This is a genomic window from Roseiconus nitratireducens (assembly GCF_008629675.1).
Classification (GTDB): domain Bacteria; phylum Planctomycetota; class Planctomycetia; order Pirellulales; family Pirellulaceae; genus Stieleria; species Stieleria nitratireducens.
The window spans coordinates 307,387-321,090 of record NZ_VWOX01000005.1 but is presented as its reverse complement, the minus strand read 5'-3'; the positions used below and the strand labels follow the sequence as shown (position 1 = coordinate 321,090).

9 protein-coding genes are annotated in these 13,704 nt (G+C 60.3%); 8 read left to right on the top strand and 1 reads right to left on the bottom strand.

Features of this window, described 5'->3' with window-relative positions; all coding sequences use genetic code 11:
• The first annotated feature begins 376 nt into the window (after positions 1-376).
• The 8 genes from trpE to FYK55_RS11340 all read left to right on the top strand — a co-directional run bounded on the left by trpE (position 377) and on the right by FYK55_RS11340 (position 11,554).
• Positions 377-1,969, top strand: a complete 1,593-nt coding sequence (gene trpE, locus FYK55_RS11375) for an anthranilate synthase component I (protein ID WP_150076519.1) — start codon at positions 377-379, stop codon at positions 1,967-1,969.
• A gap of 278 nt (positions 1,970-2,247) precedes the next feature.
• Complete coding sequence (locus FYK55_RS11370; protein WP_150076518.1) at positions 2,248-4,830, top strand: protein kinase domain-containing protein; 2,583 nt, start codon at positions 2,248-2,250, stop codon at positions 4,828-4,830.
• Positions 4,831-4,929: 99 nt separating this feature from the next.
• On the top strand, positions 4,930-5,634 hold the full coding sequence (locus tag FYK55_RS11365) for a phosphatase PAP2 family protein (protein WP_150076517.1): 705 nt from the start codon (positions 4,930-4,932) through the stop codon (positions 5,632-5,634).
• Positions 5,635-5,808: 174 nt separating this feature from the next.
• Positions 5,809-7,530: a serine/threonine-protein kinase gene (locus tag FYK55_RS11360; protein ID WP_150076516.1), complete on the top strand. Its 1,722-nt coding sequence runs from the start codon at positions 5,809-5,811 to the stop codon at positions 7,528-7,530.
• 221 nt (positions 7,531-7,751) lie between these two features.
• Complete coding sequence (locus FYK55_RS11355) at positions 7,752-8,702, top strand: fatty acid desaturase family protein (protein ID WP_201743687.1); 951 nt, start codon at positions 7,752-7,754, stop codon at positions 8,700-8,702.
• An 18-nt stretch (positions 8,703-8,720) separates the two neighbouring features.
• Entirely contained in the window at positions 8,721-9,878 is a 1,158-nt protein-coding gene (locus tag FYK55_RS11350) for a DUF3419 family protein (RefSeq protein ID WP_150076515.1), read from the top strand.
• Positions 9,875-10,837, top strand: coding sequence for a hypothetical protein (locus FYK55_RS11345; RefSeq protein WP_150076514.1), 963 nt, complete (start codon positions 9,875-9,877; stop codon positions 10,835-10,837). Before FYK55_RS11350 ends, FYK55_RS11345 begins: the two co-directional genes overlap by 4 nt.
• Before the next feature lie 15 nt (positions 10,838-10,852).
• Positions 10,853-11,554, top strand: coding sequence for a TenA family transcriptional regulator (locus FYK55_RS11340; RefSeq protein WP_150076513.1), 702 nt, complete (start codon positions 10,853-10,855; stop codon positions 11,552-11,554).
• Between the two features lie 69 nt (positions 11,555-11,623).
• Here FYK55_RS11340 and FYK55_RS11335 read toward each other — a convergent pair whose 3' ends face one another.
• The gene (locus FYK55_RS11335) at positions 11,624-13,702 is read right to left on the bottom strand and encodes a hypothetical protein (RefSeq protein ID WP_150076512.1); all 2,079 of its coding nucleotides are present in this window, start codon (positions 13,700-13,702) and stop codon (positions 11,624-11,626) included.
• Positions 13,703-13,704 lie beyond the last annotated feature (2 nt).

The following is a 13,704-nucleotide window of genomic DNA, read 5'->3' as shown; positions in this document are numbered from 1 at the left end:
ATGGGGACTCGGTGGGGCGGTTAAGACGGGGAAGAATCGCCATCGCCGGTGCACCTGAATTCTATCGCCGGCCTAACCTAAAACCAACCCGGTCCCCTACACGGCGAACGTCCTGGCGGGGACACTGACGCAACCGGGGGACTGACACCGCGTGGGGAGGGCGCGGGCGTGTCCGCGAGCTTCGCCCACCCGATCAGCTCGATCAGCCCCATCAATCCGATCAGCCCCATCAATCTGATCAGCCCGACCAGGCAGGGGGCCGCTCGGTTTTCCCATGCTCCGGGCCCCCGGTGCCGGTTCTCGAACGCCGGCGGACCTGCGGCAAATGATTTCCGGCAACTTTGCTCCACCCCCTCTATTGATTGCTTCTTTGGCGATGCACCATCCGACTTCCGACGAATTCGAATCACTGGCCGTCGACCACGATTTTGTTCCGGTTTATCGACGCTTGTTGAGCGATGCGCTGACACCGGTGACCGCGTTTCGGTTGCTGGACCGCCAAGCTCCCGTCGACCCATCGGATGGTGGTCCGCAGGACGGCACCGCCGGTGGGCGCTCAGCCGGTGGGGCCTGTCTGTTTGAAAGCGTGATTGGGGGCGAAAAGGTCGGCCGCTACAGCTTCCTGGCCGCCGGGCCGTCGCTCCGATTTTGCGCCACCGGGAATGACGTGACGGTCACGGATCTGAATGGTCGAAAACCGACCGAACGATTTCAGGATCCCGATCCTTTAAACGCCTTTCGCAAGTACTTTCAATATTCGGTGGCGCAATTGGATGAGTTGCCGCCGTTCATCGGCGGCGCGATCGGCTACGCCGCGTACGATGTGGTGCGGTACGTCGAAAACCTGCCCGACGCGCCAGAAGATGATCGTCAGCTGCCCGATTTGGATTTTGCCTTTTACCACACCCTGTGTGTTTTCGATCACGTCGACAAAACCATTTCGGTGGTTTCCCTGGCCGATTGTCGCAAGGTCAGCAACGCGGACGAAGCTGCGGCGGCGTATGAGCAAGCGACCGGGAACGTCGAGGCGACGATCGAAAAGCTTTCCCACACCGCTCCCACCGACGCGGGAATCACGCCGGACGTGTGGGACGAAGCGGTTTGGCGAGAGTCGTCGAAGGAACACCCGTTGGAGATCACATCCAACTTCACCCGCGAATCGTTTTGCCAAGCGGTGCGCGATTGCGTGGAATACATCCGCGCCGGCGATATTTTCCAAGTCGTCCCCAGTCAACGGCTGGCGGTCAAGACCGATGTCGATCCGCTGGAGATTTATCGATCGCTCCGCGTCGTCAATCCCAGCCCGTTCATGTTTTATCTGCGCACGCCCGACTGCGTCTTGGTGGGTTGCTCGCCAGAGATCATGTGCCGCGTGCAGGACAACGTTGTGACGGTACGTCCGTTGGCGGGCACACGGCGTCGAGGCCAAACGGCCAAGGAGGACAAGGCCCTCGAAAAGGAGCTGTTGGCCGATCCCAAGGAACGCGCCGAACACGTGATGCTGGTTGATTTGGGACGCAACGACGTCGGCCGCGTGGCCCGATTCGGAAGCATCGAATTGACGGAGGTCATGGTGGTGGAACGTTACAGCCACGTGATGCACATCAGCAGCGAGGTTCAGGGCACCCTGCGAGAGGGGCTCGACGCTTTTGATGCTCTCAAGGCGGTGCTGCCGGCGGGAACGGTCTCCGGAGCCCCGAAAGTTCGCGCGATGGAGGTCATCGATTCGATCGAACCCCATCGGCGAGGACCCTATGCCGGTGCGGTGGGTTGGATCGACTACCGCGGCAACATGGACACCTGCATCGCGCTGCGGACCATGGTCATCAAGGACTCCACCGTTTACGTTCAGGCCGGTTGCGGCGTGGTCGCCGACAGCGATCCCGACGCGGAGTACGAAGAAACGTTGAATAAGGCCAGGGCACTGATCTCCGCGATCGAATTGACCGTTCAGCGGCTCGGCGGCTGAACTCGCCCCTTCTGATTCGCCGAGTGCCCGCCAATAACCTTCAACCGTTGCAGGGCGGCCGACAGCGGATCGGGAGTTGCTTTGCTGGACGCCTCCGATTTAAGCCGCCGCGGCGGGTGTGCGACGATTTTCACGCTGCGGCGGGGATCGCGACCGCAATGCGGATCGAACCGTGCGAAGGTCATCCGGTATCATGGGAGTTGTCCCTGTTTCACCGCTCACCTCGTTGTCTCTGATCGCCCCTCAGATCGCCCGCCCCTCAGATCGCCCGCCCATCGATGCAGATCGAATGTCCCCACTGTTCGGCAAAGCTCCAGCTGGGGGCGGTCAAGCCCGGTCGATTTCGGCTGACTTGCAAACGCTGTGGCAAGCGGTTCGTGATCGACTTGTCGGATCAATCGAAACCGCGATTGCACATTGAATCGCCGAAGCAGCCGACCGTGACCGGACGCAGCGAAGATGCCGCGATGAAAACCCGTGCGGCAACGGTCGGCGATCCGTCCGGTGTGGCCGCGTCACGACCGTCCGAAGTGGATGGGGCGCCGGACGGGCAGCTGCGACCGCGATCGGTGTCCGATCGCGACGGCGAAGAGGACGGTTCGTCTGACCTGGCACCGATTCCGGCGAAGTTGGGAGGTTACCGCATCATTCGAATGCTCGGCCGCGGCGCGATGGGCGCCGTGTACCAGGCCAAGCAGATTTCGTTGGATCGCGATGTTGCGCTGAAGACCATCCGGGGGCGGTTGGCCGAGAACCCGGCGTCGTTGGCTCGCTTCACCCGGGAGGCCTATGCGGCGGCGCAACTTTCGCACCACAACGTGGTTCAGATCTACGACTTTGGAGAAGACAGCGGTCAACACTACTTCAGCATGGAGTGGGTGCGGGGCGGTTCTCTGGCCGATCTGGTGCGTGACAAAGGGCGGCTGGATCCGAAGCTGGCGGCAACGTACATCCTGCAGGCCGCTCGGGGGTTGCAGTTTGCCCATCGCAACGGGATGGTTCATCGTGACATCAAGCCGGGGAACCTGCTGCTAAGCGAAGATGGCGTCGTCAAAGTCGCGGACTTGGGATTGGTCAAGGTCCCAGACATGGCGGACCCGCAATTCGTCGTCGGACCGGATCCACGCCACGGGATCGAGAGCGGAACGCAGGTCACCATTCAGGGAACCGCGGTCGGCACGCCGGCCTACATGGCGCCCGAGCAGACCGCCGACGCATCGACCGTCGATCATCGCGCCGACATCTATTCGCTGGGTTGCAGTTTGTTTTTCCTGCTGACCGGACGCCCACCCTACGAAGGCAGTGATCTTTCCCAGGTCGCTCGCCAGCACGCCAAGGCTCCGTTGCCGAAATTGTCGCAAGCCGACGCAAAGATTCCGGAGGAGCTTAGCGCGATCGTCGCGCGGGCCATGGAAAAACGACCGGCCGATCGATACGCGGCGCTGGCGGAGATGATCGATGACCTGCAAGACTACCTGGGCGTGGAAGCGCTCACCGGGTTCACTCCCACGCGGGAGCAGGCCGATCGATGGGAGAAACTTTCGTCCGCCTACGCCAAGACGCAGCAGGCCAAACGGGCCACGGACGTGTTGGTGTACGCGTTAGCGTCCGCCGCCGTGGTGCTGATGGTGCTATGTCCTCTGTTTTCAGTGCGCTGGATTCTGTTCGGACCGTCCATCTTCGTCGCGGCTTGCACAACGGCTTTGGTCTGGACGCTTGCTGCGCATGCCAGCCCAACGGTCGAGCACTTGCGTCGATGGATCGGATTGCTGGGGTGGTTCGAGTTGGCGGTCGGTGCGTTCGGATTGATCGTCGCAGTGGCGGTCATACTGGTCAGCGGTTTGACGCTGGGGACTTTGGCCGGTGTGGTGATCGGCTTCGTGCTCGGTACCGCCTACCACTTCGGCATTTCGGTTGCTTCCGAGCAGGCCGGCCGAGCGGATCTGGAGGGAGTCAAGAAGTTTGTTCGAGACCTTCGCATCGATGGGGCCGAGGAGAGCGGGTTGAGAGATTTTCTGGCACGCTACGCCGGCGGCGATTGGCGGCCCACGTACGAGGCGCTGTTCGGGTATTCGGCCATGGCGGAAATGCGGCGTCGACTGACGCTGGACAACACGTTCACCGGGCCGACCCAGGCGAGCACCTTGCGAGATCGCATTTGCCGAAAGTTGGCCACCAAGATCGAACGAAAGCGAAAGGCAAAGACACAGCGCGAATTGGCAAAGATTGAGCAACGTTCGTTGGTCAGCCAGGGGATCAGTCAAGCCGAAGCACGCCAGCAGGCATGGCAGATGGCTTCGGCGTTGATGGAATCGGCTCGCTACGTGACCGACACGTCCGGTCGAGACGATCGCGTTGCAGCCGACGCCAAACGACAGCGGATCAAGGCGATGCTGGCCGACGCTCGGAGCGGCAAATACGTGCGACCTCGCGACCGCTACGCTGCGGTCAAGTTTGCGTTCTCCGGCTACACGCGGATGCTGGTCGGTTCGCTGCTTCTGCTGACGTTTTCGCTGGCCGCCCAGTCGACCGGATTGCTCAGCCAGGAAGTCGTGTCACGGGTGCATCAGGGCGACTTGGATTTGCAAACGCTTTCCACCGATGCCCAGGCCGATGCCTTCGGCGGAACAACCAATGTCTGGTCGATTGGAATTGCGGGCGTGTTGTTGTGTTTTTCCGCCTTCGTTTCCGGATGGCGGATGACTCCCTTTGCGGTGGTCGCCACGCTGGTGATTTTGTTTGGACCGGCTTTGGGAGTTCCCGCAGTGGGACCCGTCGCTGCCTGGATGGTTGCGGCGCTGATCGGACTGGTGATCTACTTGCCGGGCGTCATTTTTGGTGAAGAACGCGAGTTCCGCTGACCGGCGTGATGGGATTGACGCGGTCGCCTGGTTGATCGCAGTGCACCCGATCTAGCAGTGCATCAGATCCAATGACCATGACAGAGAGAGTTCGACTGAGTGGATGAAGGGATCGATCGGACGGTTTGTTCCCAAGCACCGCTGCTGGCGCTGCCCTCCGGCTGGCAGTTTTTGCGAGCGGTGGTTTCAGCGATCGGCTTGCTGGCGTTGTTCCTGGTCGTGTACGGAGGCGCCGATTACTTGACGTCGCTGCACCGCAGACGGGTTCGTGTCGACCTGCCGTGCGAACAGTCACTCCCCTTCATTCCCGAGCTCACCCTGGGATACTCCTCCATCTATGTCATGTTTGCCGTGATTCCGTTCCTGCTGCGCAGCAAGCGCTCGCTGGATCGGTTCGTGGTCCAAATGATCTGGACCACGGTGGTGGCGGGCTTGTGCTTTTTGGCGGTGCCCAGCCAATTGGCGTTTGAAGTCCCAAACGTCTCTGGCTGGTATGCCGGGGCATTTCAGTGGGCGGATCACGTCAACTTGACCTACAACCTGTTGCCTTCGCTGCACGTGGCGTACGCGGTGCTTTGCGCCACGGCGGTGTATCGCTGCGATCGCAAAGTCGGCGTGTTTTTCCACCTGTGGGCGGCCGGAATCGCCCTTTCCGCCTGGCTGACTTATCAGCACCACCTGGCCGATTTGATCGCCGGTTACACTCTAGCGTTTGCGGTTTCGCGGTACGTCAAGCTGGCGCCAAAGCAGCACGCCGCGGACGGTAGTGGAAATGGACCGCCATTTGCATCGCGGGGCGGCTGAAGGGGTGCGGTTGGGACCGGCCCGAGCGACCTTGAAATCGACGCAGGACGCGGGGGTGGAGATGGCAAGTGTCTCTGCCGGTTTGAATCCGCCGCGGTTGGTGCGCCCCGGTCCTTTGGCCCTCCCGACGCACCGCTTCGTTGCCTCGCTTTGTTTCTCGCCGAAATCAACTCCATGAGCCACGTCCCCGAGCCCGCACCGACGATTGACAGTTCGCACGGTCGCGGGGCGGCAAATCCAGTGTCGGCGAACTCGCGCGGGGATGGGGCGGTTCAGGCATCGCCGCAGATCGGATTCGAATTGTCCGGCGTCAGTGGCTTCACCACTGAAACGGCACGGCTGTTGCGACGACGCCTGACGGCCTACACCGCAATCAGTTTGGTGTTGGTAGTGTTGGGGCTGTTGTCAACGATCCACGGCGGATTGTCGATGACGCCCATGCGGGTTTCCGTCTTGGCGGTCCTGTTGACGGCGTTTCTCTTGCTGCGCAGCGGTCGCAAGCTTTCAATCCGCCCGCTGCGATGGATCGAACTGACTTGCTTCCTGGCAATCATCGTGCAGATTTCGATCCTGTCGTGGATCCGAATCGAAAGTTCCGCCGCGGCGGGCGATGTCGGAGAGTCCCTGATCGCTTCCCAGTTCTCATTGACTCTGTTTTGTCTGGCGATCCTGACGTACGGGTTGTTCATTCCCAACACTTGGCGGCGGGCCTGCATCGTCCTGCTGCCCGTTTCTCTAGTGCCCCTCGCGTTGCGTCTGGTTTTGCAGTCGTTCAATCCAGATGTGGCAGCGATCAGCCAATCGGTCCAGTGGAACAAGCCAATCCCAGAGACCCTGGTCGCAGCCGGCATTGCGATCTACGGAAGCCACGTGATCCATGGTGTGCGTCAAGAAGCATTCCAGGCAAAGCAATTGGGGCAGTACGTGTTGAAAGAATTGTTGGGCACGGGCGGAATGGGCGCCGTGTACCTTGCCGAGCACCGGATGCTCAAACGCCCGTGCGCCATCAAATTGGTGCAAGCGGGTTCTGGTGTCAGCGAATCGGTGATCGAACGGTTTGAGCAAGAGGTGCAATCGACGGCGCTGCTGTCCCATTGGAACTCGATCGAGGTTTACGACTACGGGCGAACCGAAGACGGCACCTTTTTTTACGTGATGGAGCTGTTGCCCGGTGCGGATCTGCAAAAGATCGTGCAGCGTTTCGGCACGCTTCCCCCGTCACGCTGCGTGCATTTTCTGATGCAAATGTGCGATGCGTTGCAGGAGGCTCACGGCCGGGGATTGGTTCACCGCGACATCAAGCCCGGAAACATCTTCGCCGCCGAGCGGGGCGGCGTGTTTGACGTGGGAAAGCTGCTGGATTTTGGACTGGTTCGCCAAACCGCCTCGGGCAGCGGCTCCGGCAACGGGTTTGCAGGAACACCGGCCTACATGTCACCCGAGCAGGCGCTGTCCTATGATGGCGTTGATTGTCGGGTGGACATCTATTCGTTGGGCGCGGTGGGCTTCTTTTTATTGACTGGTCGACCGCCGTTTGTCGACGATTCGATTTCCAAGGTCTTGTTGCAGCATCGGACCGCGCCGGTGCCGGCAATGAAGGATTGGAATGATGATGTTCCCAGCGACTTGGAGGCGGTGCTCCGACGGTGCTTGGAAAAAAAGCCGGAGTCACGTTATTCCGACGTGACGCAACTGCGGGATGCTCTGGCCAACTGTGCGGATGCGGGACGGTGGACGCCGGAAGACGCGCGGCAATGGTGGCTGCAACACAATCCCCAGTCGCTGACCTTTGACAGTGAAATCACGCGTGGCGAGTCTCAGAAGCAGCAGCCGACGATTGCGAAAACCATGGATTTGCCGGCCCCGGATGCCGACCTGACGGCGACCCGGCCGTGACGGACCGGTGGCGTCCCAATCAGCGGCTGCGCTCTCCAAATCCGCCAGATTCTTCACCGCGTTGCAGCGGACTCCCTCGGGGTGTCAAAAATCTGTCAAAATCAAGAGAAAGGTAGATAAGTTCGGGCGTCAGCGGGCTCCCTAGCAAATGGGGCGGCACAAGAAGTGGCCGAAGTCAGCCAGAACGTCCGATTTTTTGGTTCATTGGCCGGGATGCAATCGTGAATCATTCTGAACCAACGTCCGTTTCGCACGGAATCCAAATCCAGACGGCATTGCTGGAACAATTGCAGACGCACACCAACCAGTCTGCGACGCGCGCGACCGTCTTTGTCGTGACGTACGTTCTCAGCGGCGCCGCCATCCTGTGGATCCAGCAGGCGGTTGCATGGCTCCCGGGGCGAATGGTGGCCGCGTTGCCCTTCTACGTGTTGGCGGCCGCATCGCTGCACGGAATCAGCCTGTTGACACACGAAGCGGTGCATGGGGTGCTGTCACCGAATCGGAGCCTGAACCGCTGGCTGGGAATTCTGTGTGCGATTCCGGTACTACAGAATTATTCCGCTTACAAGGTGTTGCACCTGCAGCATCACAAGCACCTGGGGGACGCGGGCGATCCGGATCACTACGAAAACTACAGCCGATGGTCGTGGTTGGTATTCGCGATGCACTGGCTACGTCTGCTGATCGGATACCCGATTTATGTGACGATGATCCCCATTTTGGGATATCGGCAGGGAAACCCAAGTGATCGGCGTTGGATTGTCTTCGAGGTGTTTCTGGTGCTGGCGGTGGCGGTCGCTGCGGTCCTGTTGATCGCGCCGACGGCGCTATTGCACGTCTGGCTGATTCCCATGCTGTTTATCAACACGATGGTCAATATTCGCGGGATGAGTCAGCACACGTTTTTGGAGCAACCGGACGACCCGGTCCGCGGGACGCGTTCCATTTTGACGAACCGCCTGACAGAGTTTTTCATGTGCAACGAGAATTACCACTTGGAGCACCACCTGTTCCCGCGTGTGCCTTGGTACAACCTGCGACGACTGCACTTGGCGGTCGAGGATCAGCTGGTCGACCGCCACGCGCCGATGATCGATTCCTACTTTCAATTCGTTGTCGAATTCACTCGCAAGAGCTTGCAACGCAGTCCCTTCGGAAGTCGTGATTGAGGATATTCAACATTGAGAATGCCTGACGCGACAAGGTGCAAAGGTGAAGCTGTGCTTTGGAAACCGAATCAAAAAACCGATGGGGGCACCTGGGTTGAGGACACGTCGAAGCTGAAACTGGCGTTCGCGCAAGTCCGCGAAGATCCGCTGGTCGATCAATCCTTGTTGGAGATGGTGCTGTCACACCGTCGCCGACGGCCCAGCGGACGCGTTCTGATGATCGCATCCGGCGGAGAGACCGCCGCCCTGTTGTCAAAGTTTCCACTGGAGGAATTGCATCTGGTGGATCTGAATCCGGCTCAGTTGGATCTGTGCAAGCTGAAATTGCATTTGCTCAACGTGGCAACGCCCGCCGGTCGGCTTGCGCTGCTGGGACATCGGCCGATGCCGGTCCGTCAACGGGCGGAACGTTTGAAAAGCTGTTTTCAGTCACTGGGCCTGGCACCGGATGCCTTGGGCCCGTTTGACTTGATGGCAGAATGGGGGCCCGACTTTTGCGGCCGCTACGAGTGGCTGTTTGCCAGATTGCGATACCTGTTGGCCGAACACGCCGACGAGCTGGAGTTGCTGATGTCCCTGGGGGATGTCGATCGCCAGACGGCGATGGTGGCGCCGGAAACGCCGCTGGGGACCGCGCTGGACCGCGCGATGCGTTCGGTGATGGATCTGGAGACGTTGGTCAAGCTGTTCGGGGCGGAAGCAACCTCCAACCGTCGTCAGCCGTTCGCCGAACATTTTTTGGAGCAAACGCGAGCGGCACTTGCCAGCGGACCTGCCTGCGAGAACCCGTATCTGCACCAAATTTTCCTGGGCCGCTTTCGCGTCGTCCGCTGGCCCTGGCTGGAACAGCCGCGAACCCGGTCGATTTGTCCGATTCGCTACAGTTGCGGTGCAATGAACGACGTGTTGTGGGGACAGCCGGATTCTTATTTCGATCTCATCCACCTGTCGAACATTCTCGATTGGATTTCGCCATCGCAAGCCGAAGCCTTGTTGCTGGACGCGGCACGTTGTCTGATGCCGGGCGGTCGAATTGTGATCCGTCAATTGAATTCCTGCCTGGACATTCCTTCGCTTCCCACCGACATCCGCTGGGATCGCAGGTTATCGGCTGATCTACATCAACTGGATCGAAGTTTCTTCTACCGTTCGCTACACGTGGGCACGTTGGCGTGAACGTTCAAATCTTGGCGGGGCATCCCGATCCGGCGTTGGGCATCGCGTTGGAAAACTTCGAGTCCGAGTTCCGCTACCCGTTGGGCGGTGCGGCCTGGTTTCGCATCTCTCACGGTAGCGACTACACCCGCTTCTTTCGGGCGATCGGTGACGCGCGGTGCTTCGTGGCAACGACCGATGAACGAATCGCCGGAGTCCTCAGCGTTTCTCTGAGCCCGTTGCATGTGCCCGGGCAGGGAGTCGTTCTGGCCGCGTATCTGTCCGACTTGAAGATCCGTGCGACCGGATTGCGCCCGGGGCGCGTCCTGCTGTCGCTTTTCCGCGCCGCAGAACAGTGGGTCGGGGGACGGGCGGCGGTCGCGTTTTCGGTGGTCATGGAGGGAACCTCTCGATTGCCATCGGACTACACCGGTCGGCAAAACATTGTTCCCTTTCGCCGCGTCGCCGAGCTGATGGTGATGAGGATTGCCTATGACCAAACGTCCGTCGCGCATCGATGTGGGACCACGGTGACCATTGATTCCGTCGAAGCGGCGCGAGCATCGATGGCTTCGAACCAACACTATCTCCGCGGCGGTGAATCGAACTTGCGCAGCCAGATGCGTCCCGTTGGCCTGACGAACGCAGAGGGTTCGGCCGTTGCGGTCTTGGAAGACACCCGCAAAGCCAAACGGCTGTTTCGCGAGGACGGCAGCGAAATGGTGTCGGCGCACCTGACATCGTTCGGGTATCGGAACATCGCGGCAGCAAGCGAATTGATCCGCGTCGCTTGTGGTCGCTGCTCGGATGCGGCGGTGCCGGCTTTGTTCGTAGCGGTTCCGCGAGACCAGACGGCGGAATTCATGGACGCTTTGCCACCGCTGAAGATTACCCAGGCCCCCGCCACGGTTTTCGCAGCAGACCTTTCCGGAACGACGCCCTTGCTTGACGCCTGGTCGATCGATACTGCCCAGATTTAATGAGAACCCAGACGTATGCATCCACCCACCCGCCGCCGTACCCTGCCGATCGTTCAGACGGCCGACCAAGTAATTCAGGACGTGGGATTGTTGGAGAACGCCTACTTCCAAGATTTGGCTTCCGGAGAACTATCGCGGTCCGAGTTTTTGATGTCTCAGCGGCAATTCTATTTCGCCGTAGCATACTTCTCGCGCCCGATGATGGCGCTGGCGGCGCGCTTGGAGTTGCCCGAGCAGCGGCTGGGGCTGCTGGAAAACATCGTCGAGGAACACGGGGGATTTCATCCGGACGCATTTCACGAAGCCACCTTCCGTCAGTTTCTTGGCACCATTGGCGGCAGCGGTGAACGACCAGCGGCCGAGGAAGCGGGACCGTCCGTGCTGGCGTTCAATGCAACCTTGATGGGGGTGTGTCAAACGCGAAGCGTGGCGACGGCCGCCTGCTGCCTGGGAATCATCGAATACGCATTTGCCGACCTTTCGGCGTTGATCGGTCGTTGCGTGGTGCAGCACGGTTGGGTCGCCGAGGATGATTTGGTGCATTACAAGCTGCACGCGGAGATCGACAAACAGCACGCCGCCGACCTGTTTGAGATTGCGGTCGGCCAGTGGGAAGACCCGCGGCAGCGACCGTTGCTCGTGCAGGGGTTGCGATTAGGTGCGGATGCGTTCGATCGGCTGTACCGTGGTTTGCGGGCACACCCACCCAATCATTGATCGACGAAGTCGACGGAGCTGCCGTCGCCAGGCGGTGGCAAGTCGGCACGCTGTGCTGTTGTTGTCCAGTTAAGAGACCGTTTCCGATCGTTGAGCGGTCTGGGGAATGGCGTCGGAGAAGATCTCAATTCCTTCCGGCGCTGGATGCTCCCAGGGCTTTCCACAGTGCTCACAGTTTTCCAGGTCCACCCGTCGCGGTTGATTGCAACGCGGGCAGGCGACTCGAACCGGCTTGGGAAACGTGGCGATCATGGCGAGCAACGTTCCAAAACCCAACAGCAAGGCCAGCAGGGTCCATCCGACGCGTCCCGTCCGTCCCAGCCCCCGCGACGATGCCAACCAGTATGCCACCAAGGCCGCCAGGATCGCGTGAAGCGAGATGTAGAGGATCAACTTGGTGGAGTCCAAATCAGACGTTTGGTCCCATCGACGGAAGTGGGCCAATGCTGCCGTCACGGAGGACAGTGCCGGTGGAATGCCCCAGGCGACGGCAGCGTCTTCTGGATTTCCGTATTCGTTCGCGGGCAGTTGAACCGCGTCAAGTTCCGTCACGGCACTTGGTTCCAGCGTCCGGTATCGCACCGCATTGGTGCGCAGGTTCAGCCTCGCCACGGCGTGAGTGCCGTCGGGCGATTGCATCACCTGGATCTGTTCCTCGGGAAGCACCGGGGAAATGGGGTAGGACGCCACCAGGTCGAGCGTCATGACCGGCAGCTGATACAAACTGGGGTCGTCAAGCATGGGCGGTTGCGGCTCTCCGGAAAGTGCGGAGACCCGATATTGGTTCAGGGTGTCGCCCGTCCGCGTCCACAAAGAGACCGACGCAGAATCTTTGGAAAACAGCAAGCCGAGTCCGTCGATCGGTGTGTCCAGGATCTGTCGGATGCTCCAGCCGTTGACGTCTAGTTGATAGACCCCATCGGCGTCAGCGATCAACGGGTTCGTTCGCTGGGCATACTGTTCCACCAGATCGCCACCGAAACTGGTCGGGAAAACCACCTTGCGGAATCGGCCCGTCGCATCCGCTGCAGTATCAAAGACCCCATCGGGAGTCACGACCTTGCTTAACCCCATTCCGGACACATAGGCAAGCACTCGGTCGTGATGGATCACCATTGCATTGGCAGAGCCGTCGCTACCTGACGCAAAGGTGCCCGCGTAAACGAATGGTGAGACGGCGATCCCCTCGGGCAACGTGACGTCCGCGAGCGCGGTCATTGGAGCGCCCCGCCAGTCGTCGTCGAGGGGTTCAAATTCGGTGCTGCCCTGTGGTGACCGCAGCGCATAGTCGACCGAATTCCAATTCGAACGCGATCGGTCCAGTTGCAATTGCTGCCAGTTTCCCTCGCGATCCATCGCGAATCGATATTGGCGGAAATCCTGGACGGGAACCGGAAAAGATTGCACGACGGTTACGACCACCACGCCGACCAACACGAGCGACGAGAGCAGGAGTAGGGAGGTCAGCGAAAAACGATATCGGCGTCGTGCGGAGGCTGGCGGCAAGAAAGATTCCACCGCGAACGTGTGGCGGCTGGCGTCCAATACCAACCAGATCAAACCGACGTAAACAAGCAGCAGCACGCCCACATCGTTCCAACGAAATCGCGACTGGATCGCCACCGCGACCGAGAAGAGTGCGGCAACCAACAACACCATCGGCAGAACCCGGGTGCCCAGCCAGCGGGCGTCTCGATTGGCGATGCAAATGGCCATCGGGTGGAGCAAGAACACTAGCAGGCTGTAGCACAGGAAGGGGACCAGCTGTTCGGCGCTGGTCGGCAGCGTCTCCAGACCTTTGGATTCCAGATAAACCGCCGCCAGGGCAACCGGGATGATCAACGAAGCTGCATAGGCGACCAGTCCGGCGCCCACCTTCGCCCAGAAGATGTTGGCCGGAGTCAGTGTTCGATGCAGCAGATAACCCCGCGATTCGGTTCTGGTGTCGGGCAGGGACTGAAGAAGTCCCAGAGCAAACGCGATCAATGCCGCCGCCAACCCCAGTTGGGTCACGAAGGTTTGGTCCGCACCGGCCGCCGTGTACAACTGTGTCGGCAGATTGATCCACACCAGCACCGCGGCCGCGATGGCACCCAGGGGAACCCAACGCAACGCGTCAAAGAATTCTTTTCGGAAAAGAGTCATCATGG